A 15730-nucleotide genomic window follows, 5' to 3' on the forward strand; every position below is an offset into this window, starting at 1 on the left:
GTCAAATGTGGGAGGGGGCTTGCCCCCGATAGCGGTCTTTCAGTAACAGATGCACTGACTGATCCACCGCTATCGGGAGCAAGCCCCCTCCCACATTTGCTTACGCGGCTTGTTGGAACTGTTGCCGATATTGGTTTGGTGACAGCTCCGTGTGCTGCCTGAACAACCGCGCAAAGAAACTCGCATCGTCGTAACCCACCTCATAACTGATGGTCTTGATGCTCTTGCGGCTGCCCGAGAGCAGGCCCTTGGCCGTCTCGATACGCAAGCGTTGCAGGTAGTGCAGCGGCTTGTCGCCGGTGGCGGTCTGGAAGCGGCGCATGAAGTTGCGAATGCTCATGCCGTGTTCCCGGGCAACGTCTTCGAAGCGGAATTTGTCGGCGAAATGCTCTTCGAGCCAGTGCTGGATCTGCAGGATGATCACGTCCTGGTGCAGCTTCTGGCCGCCAAAACCGATGCGTCCGGGTGAATAGCTGCGCTGTACTTCGTAGAGGATGTCGCGGGCCACGGCCTGGGCGATGTTGGCGCCGCAGAAGCGTTCGATCAGGTAGATATACAGGTCGCACGCCGAGGTGGTACCGCCGGCGCAATACAGGTTGTCGGCGTCGGTGAGATGTTTGTCCTGATTGAGCTGGACTTTGGGGAAGCGTTCGCTAAAGGCGTTGAAGAAGCGCCAGTAGGTGGTCGCCTCCTTGCCGTCGAGCAGTCCGGCTTCGGCCAGCCAGAACACCCCGGTGGCTTCGCCGCAGAGTACCGCGCCGCGTGCATGTTGCTCGCGCAGCCACGGCAGCACTTGCGGGTAGCGCACACACAGGGCATCGAAGTCATCCCAGAAGGCCGGTAGCACGATGATGTCGGCGTCTTCCAGGCCGCCGTCCACCGGCATGATCACATCACTGAAGCTGCGCACCGATTTTCCGTCGGGGCTCACCAGGCGTGTTTCGAACGCTGGGGTCAGGCCCAGGCCTTGCTGTTTGCCATAACGCAGGCTGGCGAGATGGAAGAAATCCTTGGCTTGCATGAGGGTAGAAGCGAATACCCGATCAATGGCCAAAATGCTGACGCGCCGCAACGGCGTGGAGATTTGGTTAGACATAATTTCATTTATTCTTATAGGGGAAAGTGGTCACCAGACGGCTGGATCGTCTTATTTTTTGTCGCATGTGTCCAGTGTCCTGTGACGCCATCGGGGCATAGGCTCTGTGGGCTCGTCCTTGTCCGACAATCCACGCAGGTGACCCATGATTCCGAGAACCTTGTTCAGCCCGGAGCACGAACTCTTCCGTCAGAGCGTGCGCACCTTTCTTGAAAAAGACGCTGCACCGTTTCACGGGCAATGGGAGAAGCAGGGCTACATCGACCGTAACCTGTGGAGCAAGGCGGGGGAGGCGGGGATGTTGTGTTCCCATCTGCCGGAGGAATACGGCGGGCTGGGCGCGGACTTTCTCTACAGCGCGGTAGTGATCGAGGAGATCAGCCGCCTGGGCCTGACCGGCATCGGCTTTTCCCTGCATTCGGACATTGTCGCGCCCTACATCCTGCATTACGGCAGTGAGGCGCTGAAGCACAAGTACCTGCCCAAGTTGATCTCCGGTGAGAGGGTCACGGCCATCGCCATGACCGAGCCGGGTGCCGGGTCCGACTTGCAAGGGGTCAAGACCACAGCCGTGCTGGACGGTGATGAGTACGTGATCAATGGCTCCAAGACCTTTATCACCAACGGGTACCTGGCTGAGCTGGTGATCGTGGTCGCCAAGACCGATCCCAAGGCGGGGGCCAAGGGCACCAGCCTGTTTCTGGTGGACGCCGATACGCCCGGCTTCGCCAAGGGCAAGCGCCTGGAGAAGGTCGGCATGAAGGCCCAGGACACGTCAGAGCTGTTTTTCCAGGACGTGCGCGTACCCAAGGAAAACCTGCTGGGCCAGGCCGGCATGGGCTTCGCCTATTTGATGCAGGAATTGCCGCAGGAGCGTTTGACTGTCGCGATTGGCGCGCTGTCGTCTGCCGAGGCGGCGTTGCAGTGGACCCTGGAATACACTCGTGAGCGCAAGGCGTTCGGCAAGGCGATTGCCGACTTTCAGAACACCCGGTTCAAGTTGGCGGAGATGGCCACTGAGATTCAGATCGGCCGCGTGTTCGTCGACAAATGCATGGCGTTGCACCTGGAAGGCAAGCTGGATGTGCCCACTGCCGCGATGGCCAAGTACTGGGCCACGGACCTGCAATGTAAGGTGCTCGATGAGTGCGTGCAGTTGCACGGCGGCTACGGGTTCATGTGGGAGTACCCGATTGCACGGGCGTGGGCGGATGCGCGGGTGCAGCGGATTTATGCGGGGACCAACGAGATCATGAAGGAGATCATTGCGCGGGCGCTTTGAGTGCTGTGTTGTTTGTGAGGGCCCTATCGGGGCGGTGCGACGATTCGACTTGCCCCCGATAGCGGCCTACAGATCGATCAAGGCGCCGGATTCGGATGATCCTTCTGAATCGCCTCAATCCCTTCCAGTACTTCCTTCGACAGCTTCAGATCAGCACTGGCGATGTTGCTGTCCAGTTGCTCCAGCGATGTTGCGCCAATAATGTTGCTGGTCACGAACGGCTGTTGTGTCACAAACGCCAATGCCATCTGCGCAGGATCCAGGCCATGCTCCCGCGCCAGTGCCACATAACGGCTGCACGCCGCCTCCGACTGCGGGTTGAAGTAGCGGCTGAAACGGCTGTACTCCGTCAGGCGCGCCTTGGCCGGGCGTGCGCCACCTTCGTACTTGCCGCTGAGCATGCCGAATGCCAGGGGCGAGTAAGCCAGCAGGCCACACTGCTCACGAATGGCGATTTCCGCCAGGCCAACCTCAAAGCTGCGGTTGAGCAGGTTGTAGGGGTTCTGGATCGATACCGCGCGGGTCCAGCCGCGGGCTTCGGCCAGGGCCAGGAACTTCATGGCGCCCCACGGGGTTTCATTGGACAGGCCAATGTGGCGGATCTTGCCAGCCTTCACCTGCTCATCCAGCGCTTCGAGGGTTTCCTCCAGCGGGGTCAGGTCGTCTTCGTCCTTGTGTTTGTAGCTCAATTGGCCGAAGAAGTTGGTGCTGCGCTCCGGCCAGTGCAGCTGGTAGAGGTCGATCCAGTCGGTTTGCAGGCGCTTGAGGCTGGCGTCCAGGGCTTCGACGATGTGCTTGCGGTTGTGGCGCAGGTGGCCGTCGCGGATGTAGTCGATGGTGTTGCCGGGGCCGGCGATCTTGCTGGCGAGGATCCAGTCGGCACGGTCACCGCGGCTTTTGAAGTAATTACCGATGTAACGCTCGGTGGTGGCATAGGTGTCGGCCTTGGGCGGCACCGGGTACATTTCTGCGGTGTCGAGGACGTTAATCCCCGCCGCCTTGGCCCGTTCGATCTGCGCGAAGGCCTCTGCCTCGCTGTTCTGCTCACCCCACGTCATGGTGCCCAGGGCTATCGCGCTCACGTTCAGATCCGTACGGCCCAGCTGTCGATAATCCATCGGGTGCTCCTTCAGGGAAAACAATCATAAAAGCAGGTTGAATTTTTTTTCGCAATCTGCATAATTGCCCACCTCTTTCTGCAGTGGAAGTGATGCGCCGCCTGCCGAAGAATCTTGCCGTTGAACGGACGCGCCGACCCGAGCCCCCGATAGCGTCTGTATCCGGCTGCCTTTGACTTGTCAAAGTAAGCACTATTCAGTAAGATCCGCCGTCTAATTTACAGGGCGGCCCCTGAGGCTATTAAAGAATGACAACTTTTACTGCAAAACCGGAAACAGTTCAGCGCGACTGGTTTGTCGTCGACGCCGCTGGTCAGACCCTGGGTCGTCTGGCCACTGAAGTCGCCAGCCGTCTGCGTGGCAAGCACAAGCCTGAGTACACCCCTCACGTTGACACCGGTGACTACATCGTGATCATCAACGCTGAGCAGGTACGTGTTACCGGCAACAAAGCGCAAGACAAAATGTACTACCGTCACTCCGGTTTCCCAGGCGGTATCAAGTCTTCCAACTTTGAAGGCCTGATCTCCAAGAAGCCTGAAGCCCCGATCGAAATCGCGGTCAAAGGCATGCTGCCGAAGGGCCCACTGGGTCGCGATATGTTTCGCAAGCTGAAAGTCTATGCGGGCGCTGTACACCCTCATGCTGCTCAGCAGCCCCAAGAACTGAAGTTTTAACGGAATAGTTCATTATGTCGGCGACTCAAAATTACGGCACTGGCCGTCGCAAAACCGCAACCGCACGCGTTTTCCTGCGTCCGGGCACTGGTAACATCTCGATCAACAACCGCACTCTGGACAACTTCTTCGGTCGCGAAACTGCCCGCATGGTAGTTCGTCAGCCGCTGGAATTGACCGAGACTGTTGAAAAGTTCGACATCTACGTCACCGTTATCGGTGGCGGTGTAAGTGGTCAAGCTGGCGCAATCCGCCACGGTATCACTCGCGCTCTGATGCAGTACGACGAAACCCTGCGTGGCGCTCTGCGCAAAGCTGGCTTCGTGACTCGTGATGCCCGTGAAGTTGAACGTAAGAAAGTCGGTCTGCGTAAAGCGCGTAAGCGTCCGCAGTACTCGAAGCGTTAATTCGCTTTACGTTCCACAAAAACGCCCAGCCTCCTTACGGAGCTGGGCGTTTTTTATTGCCTGCGATTTATGCACATTTTTCACCGTGACAACTTGCCACATCCGTAGACCCCCTATACTACAAGGCTTGGAGGCGGAGCCCCGGGCAATTCCCTTGTCATACGTGGGGCTTTTCATTACCATTCGGCAAAATTTTTATAAGTTCAGATTTAATACTTAGTAGACGCCTGATTTAACAGGCCAAAAAGCTGATGGGAGAGGACTGAATGAGCAATGACGGCGTGAATGCAGGCCGGCGTCGCTTCTTAGTAGCAGCCACATCCGTGGTGGGTGCTGCAGGAGCGGTGGGGGCTGCGGTCCCGTTCGTGGGGTCATGGTTTCCCAGTGCCAAGGCGAAAGCCGCAGGTGCACCGGTGAAGGTGAATATCAGCAAGATCGAACCAGGCCAGCAGATGATTGCTGAGTGGCGCGGCCAGCCGGTATTCATTGTTCGTCGTACTGAGGAAATCCTGGGAAATCTGAAAAAGATCGAAGGCCAGTTGTCTGACCCCAAATCTGAGAAATCCGACCAACCCGCCTACGCCAAAAATGAAGCACGTTCGATCAAGCCAGAGATTCTGCTGCTGGTTGGCCTGTGTACCCACTTGGGATGCTCGCCCACCTTCCGCCCCGAAGTCGCCCCGGTCGATCTGGGTAAAGACTGGGTCGGTGGTTATTTCTGTCCCTGCCACGGCTCCCACTACGATCTGGCGGGGCGCGTCTACAAGTCCCAGCCCGCTCCCTTGAACCTGCCCGTGCCTCCGCATACCTACGAAACTGACGACCTCATTGTCATTGGCCTCGATAAGGAGAACGCGTGATGAGCAAGTTCATGGATTGGGTGGATGCACGCTTCCCCGCCACTAAGATGTGGGAAGACCATCTCAGCAAGTATTACGCGCCAAAAAACTTCAACTTCTTCTACTTCTTTGGTTCTCTGGCACTGCTGGTGCTGGTTAACCAGATCGTCACCGGTGTCTGGCTGACGATGAGCTACACCCCGTCGGCGGAAGAAGCGTTTGCCTCCGTCGAATACATCATGCGTGACGTCGAGTACGGCTCGATCCTGCGCCTGCTGCACTCCACCGGCGCTTCAGCGTTCTTTATCGTGGTCTACCTGCACATGTTCCGTGGTTTGCTCTACGGTTCGTACCAGAAGCCACGGGAGCTGGTGTGGGTGTTCGGTATGCTGATCTACCTGGCGCTGATGGCGGAAGCCTTCATGGGCTACCTGCTGCCATGGGGCCAGATGTCGTACTGGGGCGCCCAGGTGATCATCTCGCTGTTCGGTGCCATTCCCGTCATCGGCAACGACCTGACCCAGTGGATCCGTGGTGACTACCTGATCTCCGGTATCACCCTGAACCGCTTCTTCGCTTTGCACGTCGTAGCGCTGCCGATTGTGATCCTGGGCCTTGTGGTGCTGCACATCCTGGCGCTGCACGAAGTGGGTTCCAACAACCCGGATGGCGTGGACATCAAGAAACACAAGGACGAGAACGGCATCCCGCTGGATGGCATCCCGTTCCACCCGTACTACACCGTGAAAGACATTGTCGGCGTGGTCGTGTTCCTCTTCGTGTTCTGCTCGATCGTGTTCTTTTTCCCGGAGATGGGTGGTTATTTCCTCGAGAAGCCTAACTTCGAACAGGCGAACGCCTTCAAGACACCTGAGCACATTGCCCCGGTCTGGTACTTCACGCCGTTCTACGCGATCTTGCGGGCGATCCCCGACAAACTCATGGGCGTCATCGCCATGGGCGCGGCCATTGCGGTGCTGTTCGTGTTGCCGTGGCTCGACCGAAGCCCGGTCAAGTCCATGCGCTACAAAGGCTGGCTGAGCAAAATCTGGCTGTGGGTGTTCTGCATTGCATTCGTGATTCTGGGCGTGTTGGGCGTATTGGCGCCGACCCCTGAGCGTACGCTGCTGTCGCAGGTCTGCACCTTCCTGTACTTCGCCTACTTCATTCTGATGCCGTTCTACACCCGGCTCGAGAAGACCAAACCGGTTCCGGAAAGGGTGACTGGCTGATGAAAAAATTATTCGTTGCATTGATGCTTGCGGCGCTGCCGCTACTGTCCTTCGCTGCCGAGCACGGCGGCCCGGAACTGGAAAAAGTCGATATCGACGTGTCTGACAAGGCGGCTATGCAAGACGGCGCGCGTACGTTCGCCAACTACTGCATGGGCTGCCACAGCGCCAAGTTCCAGCGTTACGAGCGGGTGGCCGATGACCTCGGTATCCCCCATGAAATGATGCTGGAGAAGCTGGTGTTCACCGGTGCCAAGATCGGCGACCACATGAATATCGGCATGAAGCCTGCCGACGCCAAGACCTGGTTCGGCGCAGCGCCTCCTGACCTGACTCTGGTGGCACGTGTACGCGGCACCGACTGGCTCTACGGCTACCTGAAATCCTTCTACGAGGACCCGGCGCGCCCTTATGGCGTGAACAACCGTGTGTTCCCGAACGTCGGCATGCCTAACGTTCTGGTCGGCCTGCAAGGCAAGCAAGTGGTAGGATGCAAGCAGGTTCAGGTCGTCGAAGACGGCAAGAAGCAATATGATCCGTTGACCGGTACGCCTTTGACTCATGAAGCGTGCGATCAACTGAAGATAGAAACCCCTGGTTCGTTGACTGACGAGCAGTTTGACGAGAAGGTCAAGAATCTGGTGACCTTCCTGGCCTATTCCGCCAACCCGGTCAAACTGCAACACCAGCGCATCGGGACGTATGTCTTGCTGTATCTGGCTTTCTTCTTCGTATTCGCTTATCTGCTTAAACGCGAATACTGGAAGGATGTGCATTGATCCAACCGTAAGCAATTGCTGTTAATCTTGCGCGCCCAGCGGCATCTCTAACCCGTAGCGATCTGGACTTTCCAGAGGCTGCAGAGATGCTTTCTGGGCGCGCTCGTTTTTGAGCTTTCCATAATTTCAACAAGCGAGGAGGACCGCCATGGGCGTGACCAATCGGTTGGCCTGTTACTCCGACCCCGCCGACCACTATTCCCACCGAGTACGCATCGTACTCGCAGAGAAGGGTGTCAGCGCCGAGATCATCAGTGTGGAGGTGGGTCGTCATCCGCCGAAACTGATCGAAGTGAACCCTTACGGCAGCTTGCCCACCCTGGTCGATCGTGACCTGGCGTTGTGGGAGTCAACCGTGGTGATGGAATATCTGGATGAGCGTTACCCGCATCCGCCTTTGCTGCCGGTGTATCCGGTGGCCCGTGCCAACAGCCGCCTGCTGATCCATCGGATCCAGCGAGATTGGTGCGGGCTGGTGGATTTGATTCTGGATACCCGCAGCAAAGAAGCTGCTCGGGTGCAGGCGCGCAAGGAATTGCGCGAGAGCCTGACCGGTGTTTCGCCGTTGTTCGCCGATAAACCTTTTTTCCTCAGTGAGGAACAAAGCTTGGTGGATTGCTGCCTATTACCCATACTCTGGCGCTTGCCGATTCTGGGCATTGAACTGCCACGGCCGGCCAAGCCGTTGCTTGATTACATGGAGCGCCAGTTCGCGCGTGAGGCTTTCCAGGCGAGTCTGTCTGGTGTCGAACGCGATATGCGCTAAGGCTTAAGGAGCCGTTGATGAACTCCAGTCGACCTTACCTGGTCCGCGCGCTCTATGAGTGGATTGTGGATAACGATTGCACCCCGCACATGCTGGTCAATTCCGAATTTCCTGCGGTTCAGGTACCGCAGGGGTTTGCCAGTGACGGGCAGATTGTGTTGAACGTATCACCCAGTGCCGTGCGCCACCTGCACATGGACAATGAAGCGGTCAGCTTCGAAGGGCGTTTCGGCGGTGTGCCGCATACGCTGTTCGTGCCGATTGGCGCTATCCTCGGCATCTATGCCCGGGAGAACGGCCAAGGCATGGTGTTCGATCTGGAGTCGCCTTTCGAGGACGACGAAGCGATTGAAAACGAAGACGGCGATGATGTGCCGCCACCGGAGACCGAGCCGCCGCGTCCGAGCGGTCGGCCGAGCCTGAAAGTGGTGAAGTAAAGTGCGTAAGTCTTCGGGCCTACGTTAAAAAATGCCTCGGCTCTGCCGGGGCTTTTTTTGTCAAAAATTCCCCGCTGCTTCGCTGGCGGCCCCCGTGGTGAACTGATTGTTGAGGCCGTCTTGCCAGTAGACCTCGTTGATATTGCTCAGGCTGCGGATCAGGCATTTCCATTCGATGTGTTGCTGGGTCGGCCACACGACAGTACCGCTCCAGCGATTGGCTGCGCCGGGTTGCAGTGCGATGGCGTGGGCCGGGTTCCAGGCGCCGAGTTCGATAGGCGATCCCACTGCGTAGACTGCCTGGCCGAGCCCCGGCCTGACGTTGTCGCAGTGCAAAGTGGTGGTGGTGTCGGAAGGTGCCGGAGCGGCCTGCCACGAGCGGATGCGCTGCCCGTCCGCAAACAGCGCAGGGCTGAAACCGTCAGGCACCTTGGAGAGGTCGGAGTCCAAGGCGATCAGTAGGCGCTTGCGGCTGCCTTGGATGGCGGCAACCAATCCGGAATAGTGGGTCTGGAACCTGATCGGTGAGTCGGCACTGATACCGGCGTCCTTGCGCAGGCTGATCAGCTTGCGGATCAGGTCGCTCCGGCCCCAGTCGTACATGTCAGGCCAATACACAGTGGGCGTACCGGGGCTCAGCAGGATATAGGCATAGGCAATATTGCGTTGCGGATCGGCAAGGGACCAATGGTGCTGCCCGCCGTATTGCCCTGGCGAATAACCGGTGTCGTGGTTATCGACAAAGGTCACCGCGACCTGTCGCCATGCCGGGTCGGGGTTGCCATTCAAGCCATGGCGCCACTCGGCCAAGCTGCCATTTTGCATGCGCTCCTTGAGGGCGAAATCGAACACGCTGCAGTGGGACCGATCCGACCAGTCCTTCAACGCATCCTGCCAACTGGCCTGACTGCGCCAGTCGTTCGCCGGATACTCGCTGGGGCCTTTCCACAACTCGCCGACGCAGAACGCTTGGTCACCAAAGTTTTTCATCCACACATCGACCCGCTCCGGTGCGTAGCCGCGCGCAAAATCGAAGCGCAAGCCTTTGGCGCTGTAGTTGTCCCGCAGGTTCCTGAATTCCTGCATGAAGCGCTGCGAGACTTCCGAGTTGCTTGTGTTGAGGTCGGCCGAACCGCTCATGAACGCGTCGCCCTCATCACAGACGACGGGCGTTGTGCAGTCATCGCGCCACAGCTTGAGGTCCCTGGGGAAGCGTATCTGTTGACTCGGCAGCTTGTCGTTCATATGGTTGGGCACCACGTCGTATATTGCTTGCACGCCGGCCCCTGCCAAGGCGGCGACCGCCTGTTTGAGCTGGCTGTCACTGCCGTATCGGCTGTTCTTGTCGAAGTCGCTCCAGAAGTAACCTTCACCCCCACCGGACGTTCCCGACGCCGCGTCGCTCCAACTGGATTGATCGGTCCAGGCGGGTGGCAGCCAGATTTTGGTGAAGCCGTCCTGGCCGATAGTGGGGGCCATTTGTGCCAGCACCTCATACCATTTCTGCGGAGCATTGCGGCTGGAGTTCCAGTGGAAGCCTTGCAGCAGGATGTCTTCGCCACCGCCATTGCGCACAGTCGGCGGCGCCGCGTGGACGGTGCATGCCAGCAGCCAGACAATCGTTGTGCAATACCAGCCTATGCGTTTCATCACCCGTCACCTGTTTGCTGGAACAGGCTTTACTCTGCTACGAGGATGCAAACCCGTCTGCTGTCATAATTGCCAGGTGCGCGAGATCGTTTGGCACTAAGATTCAGGTGTGAAGTAGCCACGCGTTATGTTCGAGTTTGAACCCCTTTGCACGGGGGGGCATGTATGGCCGGGGCTGAAAGCTGCCGGCTTGTACATGAAAGTGCGGTACAAACGGTGATCGTACAACCGCCATGGGCTATGATGCTGTTTTAGTCCGCCGAGATAGATGATTCCACATGGAAAACGCCAGCACCGCCCCTCGTCTTCCCCGCAAGCGCCGCAGCCTTGCCCAGGAATTGGTCACGGTGTTGTCCGAGCAGATCCGCGACGGCCAACTCAAGCGTGGCGACAAGCTGCCCACCGAATCGGCGATCATGGACGCCCATGGCGTCAGCCGCACCGTGGTCCGGGAAGCCATCTCCCGCTTGCAGGCGGCGGGGCAGGTGGAAACCCGTCATGGTATCGGCACCTTTGTGCTGGACACGCCTAGCCCGAGCGGCTTTCGCATCGACCCGGCCACCGTCGTGACCCTGCGTGATGTGCTGGCGATTCTCGAACTGCGTATCAGCCTGGAAGTGGAGTCCGCCGGGTTGGCCGCACTGCGCCGTAGCGATGAACAGCTGGCCTCCATGCGCGCGGCCCTCGATGCCCTCAATGAAAGCGCGGCGCACGCCGGTGATGCAGTGGCCTCGGACTTCGCCTTCCACCTGGAAATTGCGTTGTCCACCGGCAACCGCTACTTCACCGACATCATGACCCACCTGGGCACCAGCATCATTCCGCGTACGCGCCTGAACTCGGCACGCCTGGCCCATGATGACCACCAGCACTACATGGGACGCCTGAGTCGCGAACACGAAGAGATTTATGAGGCGATTGCCCGCCAGGATTCGGATGCGGCGCGGGCGGCCATGCGTTTGCACCTGACCAACAGTCGCGAGCGGCTGCGCCATGCTCACGAAGAGGCTGAAAGGGCAGGCTGATAGGCCGCAGGTGGCTAATGTGCCGTTCAGCGTTTTTCTATGACGCTTGCATTGATTGGATGTAGGACGCTAACGAGTCTAGTGTCGCTTCCTTCGCCACGTCGTCAGGAAGGTTCAACTGAAGCACCTTCACGGACGTGTCAATCACACGACGCCTTTCGTTCTCGTCAGCAATCAGCTCGGCCAAAGGCATATCGGGATCAAAGTCTTGATCTTTTTTATCCCGATTGGCTTCGAAACTGGAGGCCAGTAGGCCGAAAATTTCATCAGTGGTTTTCATGACGCACCTCTCTCATCAACCTTAGTAAAAGAAGCAAAAATCAAGCACAGACCGAAGCTGGCGCAACGTTATGGCCCTTGATATTCAGTTGCATTGATTTTCATGGGGCCCGTTCCCTTGCCGGCCTATGATGTGGTGGCCTGAGGCTTCAGGCATCAGAAGGGCTGCAACAAATCGCCTCAGGAGACAATTCCTAAGCCCCTGAGGCGTGTTATCCGCCCTTGATGAGCGGTGCATAACTGTTAGAAATCACAGTATCGACAGGCGGTACCGCTTAAACCGGGGTATTCGGCTTGTAGTCCTTGAGCAACAAATACGTACTCCACCCCCACCAATCATTGGTCCAGTGCTTGTCGTTGAGGTCATTCACCTCCTTGCGTCGCAGCACCTTGTCGCCCTCCATCTTGAACAATGGCGAGAAGTTATTCGCCGGGTTCTGTGCCGCGTTCAAATCCGGCACATACAGCGGTGCCTTGAAGTCAGCCGGGGAGGGCGCAACGCCATTGATGAAGGTTTCGAAGATCTCATCAGCGGATGCCTGAACGGCGCGTTTGACCTGTGCCCGATTGGCTGCGTCGATACTGTCGAAATAGCGTTTGTCGCCATAGGCATGCCACTCGTCACCCATGGCATTGCGTACCTTGAGACCGAACTTGCTGTCTTCATCGTGCATGAAGCGGCTGATCAGAGAACCCAATTCGCCCGGTGTGACGACCGCTGCCAGCTGTTTGCGCGGCACCCGCAGGTGCCCGGCAGAAAACAGATCGGTCAAGAAGTGATCGGCAAAGCTGTTCATGGCGTAGGCCAGTTCCAATGCCTGGTCGGTGCCGGTTTGATGCGACACCACGGCCTGTTGCAATGCGGCTGCATGCCCCGCCAGGTAGGCCGCCAGCGCCGATTCGCCGAAGTGGTCGGCATTGTCCGCCGCCAGTTTCAGGTAGCGCCCCAATGGGACCAGTGCCGACACCGCGCTGCCGCCACCGGTGATGCGGTTCCATTCCTCGGACAACGTATCACCCAGGGCATCATAGGCTTCATGGGCTTGCTTGCCGTCCTTGATCGCCTGGTTGACCGCGCTGATCTCTTTTTGCATCACCGCCAGGATTTTCGGTGCTTCGTCCCGCGCGGCTGGCAGTACGGCCAGTGAGTTGAACGCTGCGCTAAAGCGTTGCACACGATCGGCAGGTGAGGTGCCCTCGTTGATAGGCTGGCCGGGGATGCCATAAAAGTCACCGCCCAGGGCGATCACTTGGCCGTAGGTCAGTGCCAGCCCGTTGGGCAGATGCAGTTCGACCTGTCGCGCGGGAATCGCCGGTGCGTCCTTACTAAAGCGCAACAACGTATCGTCGCCGATGGCGGTGTGTTCACCCCCTTCGAAACGTAGGACTGGCGGTTTCTTTTCGGGTGCTGCGAGTTCAAGACCTGACATGTTAGCTCCTTGCTATGTCGTAGGAATCTTCCTTGATTGCTGTATGGATATACAGTTAAGCCGAGCATAGAGGAATAATTTCCTACGTCAAGAACACCGCTGCCTGAGCCGTTCAACTCACTCAAATGCACAACGCCGATGAATTGGAGTTGACGAAATTATTTATAGTTGTACGATGACGTACGACATCAACAAAACCAACAACCTTTCAATAGAAAGTCTTCGCCCAGGGTGTTCGAATAATGAATCCACAAGAACTGAAGTCCATCCTCTCCCACGGTCTGCTGTCTTTCCCGGTGACCGATTTCAATGCCCAGGGTGACTTCCACCAGGCAGGCTATATCAAGCGCCTGGAATGGCTGGCACCTTACGGCGCCACTGCTTTGTTCGCAGCGGGCGGCACCGGTGAGTTTTTCTCCCTCGCCGCCAGCGAATATTCCCAAGTGATAAAGACCGCCGTTGATACCTGCGCCACCAGCGTGCCGATCCTCGCCGGTGTCGGTGGTTCGACCCGCCAGGCCATCGAGTACGCGCAAGAGGCCGAGCGCCTGGGCGCCAAAGGCCTGCTGCTGCTGCCGCACTACCTGACCGAAGCCAGCCAGGACGGCGTTGCCGCCCACGTTGAAGCCGTGTGCAAATCGGTCAAAATCGGTGTGGTGGTCTACAACCGCAACGTGTGCCGCCTGACCGCTCCGCTGCTGGAACGCCTGGCCGAGCGCTGCCCGAACCTGATCGGCTACAAAGATGGCCTGGGTGACATCGAGTTGATGGTGTCGATCCGCCGCCGTCTGGGCGATCGTTTCAGCTACCTCGGCGGCCTGCCGACCGCAGAGGTTTACGCCGCTGCCTACAAGGCCCTGGGCGTACCGGTGTACTCCTCGGCGGTGTTCAACTTCATCCCGAAAACCGCGATGGACTTCTACCACGCCATTGCCAAGGATGATCACGCCACCGTCGCCAAGATCATCGACGACTTCTTCCTGCCGTACCTGGACATCCGTAATCGCAAGGCCGGTTATGCCGTGAGCATCGTCAAGGCGGGTGCAAAAATCGTCGGCTATGACGCAGGCCCTGTGCGCACGCCGCTGACCGATCTGCTGCCGGAAGAATACGAAGCCCTGGCCGCGCTGATCGACAAGCAAGGTCCGCAATAAATTATCCACAAGGCCGCTGAGCAATCAGCGGCCTTTTGCGTCAGGAGAAGATTCGTGTCCCAAGTAAAGCGTTTTGAGAACTACATCAACGGTGAATGGGTTGCCGGCGCCGACTACTGCGTCAACCTCAACCCGTCGGAGTTGTCCGATGTCATCGGTGAATACGCCAAGGCCGACGTCACCCAGGTCAACGCCGCCATCGACGCTGCTCGCGCCGCATTCCCGGCCTGGTCCACTTCCGGGATCCAGGCTCGCCACGATGCCCTGGATAAAGTCGGCAGCGAAATCCTCGCCCGTCGCGAAGAACTCGGCACTCTGTTGGCCCGTGAAGAAGGCAAGACTCTGCCGGAAGCCATCGGCGAAGTGACTCGCGCCGGTAACATCTTCAAGTTCTTCGCCGGTGAGTGCCTGCGTTTGTCCGGCGACTACGTGCCGTCGGTACGCCCGGGCGTCAACGTGGAAGTCACCCGTGAAGCCCTGGGTGTGGTCGGCCTGATCACCCCGTGGAACTTCCCGATCGCCATCCCCGCCTGGAAAATCGCCCCAGCCCTGGCCTACGGCAACTGCGTGGTGATCAAACCGGCTGAACTGGTACCGGGCTGCGCCTGGGCCCTGGCGGAGATCATCTCCCGCGCCGGTTTCCCTGCCGGTGTGTTCAACCTGGTGATGGGCAGCGGCCGTGTGGTGGGCGACGTGCTGGTCAACAGCCCGAAAGTCGACGGCATCAGCTTCACCGGTTCCGTCGGTGTGGGTCGTCAGATCGCTGTCAGCTGTGTGTCGCGCCAAGCCAAAGTGCAGTTGGAAATGGGCGGCAAGAACCCGCAGATCATTCTCGACGACGCCGACCTCAAGCAGGCCGTCGAGTTGTCGGTACAGAGCGCGTTCTACTCCACCGGCCAGCGTTGCACGGCGTCCAGCCGCCTGATTGTCACCGCCGGTATTCACGACCAGTTCGTCGCGGCCATGGCCGAGCGCATGAAGTCGATCAAAGTCGGCCACGCGCTGAAAAGCGGCACCGACATCGGCCCGGTGGTTTCCCAGGCCCAACTGGACCAGGACATGAAGTACATCGACATCGGCCAAAGCGAGGGCGCGCGGCTGGTGAGCGGTGGCGGCCTGGTGACGTGTGACACCGAAGGCTACTACCTGGCGCCGACGCTGTTTGCCGACAGCGAAGCCGCCATGCGTATCAGCCGTGAAGAGATCTTCGGCCCGGTCGCCAACGTCGTGCGCGTGGCTGACTACGAGGCGGCACTGGCCATGGCCAACGACACCGAGTTCGGTTTGTCGGCGGGTATTGCCACCACATCGTTGAAGTACGCCAACCACTTCAAGCGTCATTCCCAGGCGGGGATGGTGATGGTCAATCTGCCGACGGCAGGTGTGGATTACCACGTTCCATTCGGTGGCCGTAAAGGCTCGTCCTATGGCTCGCGGGAGCAGGGTCGCTATGCGCAGGAGTTCTACACCGTGGTGAAAACCAGCTACATCGGTTCGTAATACGCAACACCCAGTGGGGGCCGGAGGCCTGCCGGTCCCCACGACAAAAATAGAAAACC

At 58.6% G+C, this 15730-nt stretch carries 16 protein-coding genes; 11 read left to right on the forward strand and 5 right to left on the reverse strand.

The annotated features are described in order from the left end of the window. Positions 1-100 precede the first annotated feature (100 nt). Complete coding sequence (locus tag M2397_RS00920) at positions 101-1021, reverse strand: GlxA family transcriptional regulator (RefSeq protein WP_178116718.1); 921 nt, start codon at positions 1019-1021, stop codon at positions 101-103. A 220-nt stretch (positions 1022-1241) separates the two neighbouring features. Between M2397_RS00920 and M2397_RS00925 the strand changes: the two genes are divergently transcribed. Continuing rightward, positions 1242-2378, forward strand: a complete 1137-nt coding sequence (locus M2397_RS00925) for an acyl-CoA dehydrogenase family protein (RefSeq protein WP_131698450.1) — start codon at positions 1242-1244, stop codon at positions 2376-2378. Positions 2379-2455: 77 nt separating this feature from the next. On the opposite strand, the gene M2397_RS00930 is transcribed toward M2397_RS00925, so the two are convergent. Beyond that, on the reverse strand, positions 2456-3496 hold the full coding sequence (locus M2397_RS00930) for an NADP(H)-dependent aldo-keto reductase (RefSeq protein ID WP_131698449.1): 1041 nt from the start codon (positions 3494-3496) through the stop codon (positions 2456-2458). Between the two features lie 248 nt (positions 3497-3744). On the opposite strand from M2397_RS00930, the gene rplM reads away from it, so the two are divergent. The 7 genes from rplM to M2397_RS00965 all read left to right on the forward strand — a co-directional run bounded on the left by rplM (position 3745) and on the right by M2397_RS00965 (position 8633). Beyond that, positions 3745-4173 (forward strand): 50S ribosomal protein L13, encoded by a 429-nt coding sequence (gene rplM, locus M2397_RS00935; RefSeq protein WP_003171742.1) that lies wholly within the window; start codon positions 3745-3747, stop codon positions 4171-4173. A 14-nt stretch (positions 4174-4187) separates the two neighbouring features. After that, complete coding sequence (gene rpsI, locus M2397_RS00940) at positions 4188-4580, forward strand: 30S ribosomal protein S9 (RefSeq protein ID WP_003171743.1); 393 nt, start codon at positions 4188-4190, stop codon at positions 4578-4580. Between the two features lie 266 nt (positions 4581-4846). Continuing rightward, positions 4847-5440, forward strand: a complete 594-nt coding sequence (gene petA, locus M2397_RS00945) for a ubiquinol-cytochrome c reductase iron-sulfur subunit (RefSeq protein ID WP_027604843.1) — start codon at positions 4847-4849, stop codon at positions 5438-5440. Continuing rightward, positions 5440-6651, forward strand: a complete 1212-nt coding sequence (locus M2397_RS00950; protein WP_003171746.1) for a cytochrome bc complex cytochrome b subunit — start codon at positions 5440-5442, stop codon at positions 6649-6651. The genes petA and M2397_RS00950 overlap by 1 nt, the downstream gene beginning before the upstream one ends. Beyond that, entirely contained in the window at positions 6651-7430 is a 780-nt protein-coding gene (locus M2397_RS00955; RefSeq protein WP_027604842.1) for a cytochrome c1, read from the forward strand. The genes M2397_RS00950 and M2397_RS00955 overlap by 1 nt, the downstream gene beginning before the upstream one ends. Positions 7431-7578: 148 nt before the next feature. Then, positions 7579-8196, forward strand: coding sequence for a glutathione S-transferase N-terminal domain-containing protein (locus M2397_RS00960; protein ID WP_027604841.1), 618 nt, complete (start codon positions 7579-7581; stop codon positions 8194-8196). Positions 8197-8213: 17 nt separating this feature from the next. Then, positions 8214-8633: a ClpXP protease specificity-enhancing factor gene (locus M2397_RS00965; protein WP_131698448.1), complete on the forward strand. Its 420-nt coding sequence runs from the start codon at positions 8214-8216 to the stop codon at positions 8631-8633. Between the two features lie 60 nt (positions 8634-8693). Here the strand turns inward: M2397_RS00965 and M2397_RS00970 are convergent, their stop codons facing one another. Beyond that, positions 8694-10283, reverse strand: coding sequence for a glucan 1,4-alpha-maltotetraohydrolase domain-containing protein (locus tag M2397_RS00970; protein ID WP_259242149.1), 1590 nt, complete (start codon positions 10281-10283; stop codon positions 8694-8696). A gap of 278 nt (positions 10284-10561) precedes the next feature. On the opposite strand from M2397_RS00970, the gene M2397_RS00975 reads away from it, so the two are divergent. Further along, positions 10562-11308 carry a FadR/GntR family transcriptional regulator gene (locus M2397_RS00975; RefSeq protein WP_259242150.1) on the forward strand — a complete coding sequence of 249 codons (747 nt, stop codon included), beginning with the start codon at positions 10562-10564 and terminating at the stop codon, positions 11306-11308. Positions 11309-11345: 37 nt separating this feature from the next. On the opposite strand, the gene M2397_RS00980 is transcribed toward M2397_RS00975, so the two are convergent. Together M2397_RS00980 and M2397_RS00985 are read right to left on the reverse strand one after the other, a co-directional pair. Next, positions 11346-11588, reverse strand: coding sequence for a hypothetical protein (locus M2397_RS00980; protein ID WP_259242151.1), 243 nt, complete (start codon positions 11586-11588; stop codon positions 11346-11348). Positions 11589-11862: 274 nt separating this feature from the next. Continuing rightward, positions 11863-13017, reverse strand: coding sequence for a phospholipase (locus M2397_RS00985; RefSeq protein WP_259242152.1), 1155 nt, complete (start codon positions 13015-13017; stop codon positions 11863-11865). Positions 13018-13259: 242 nt separating this feature from the next. Between M2397_RS00985 and kdgD the strand changes: the two genes are divergently transcribed. After that, positions 13260-14171: a 5-dehydro-4-deoxyglucarate dehydratase gene (kdgD, locus tag M2397_RS00990; protein WP_027604837.1), complete on the forward strand. Its 912-nt coding sequence runs from the start codon at positions 13260-13262 to the stop codon at positions 14169-14171. 54 nt (positions 14172-14225) lie between these two features. After that, the gene (locus tag M2397_RS00995; protein WP_027604836.1) at positions 14226-15671 is read left to right on the forward strand and encodes an aldehyde dehydrogenase family protein; all 1446 of its coding nucleotides are present in this window, start codon (positions 14226-14228) and stop codon (positions 15669-15671) included. The last annotated feature ends 59 nt before the right edge of the window (positions 15672-15730 follow it).

The sequence above is a fragment of the Pseudomonas sp. BIGb0381 genome (assembly GCF_024809815.1).
In the GTDB taxonomy this organism is placed as follows: domain Bacteria; phylum Pseudomonadota; class Gammaproteobacteria; order Pseudomonadales; family Pseudomonadaceae; genus Aquipseudomonas.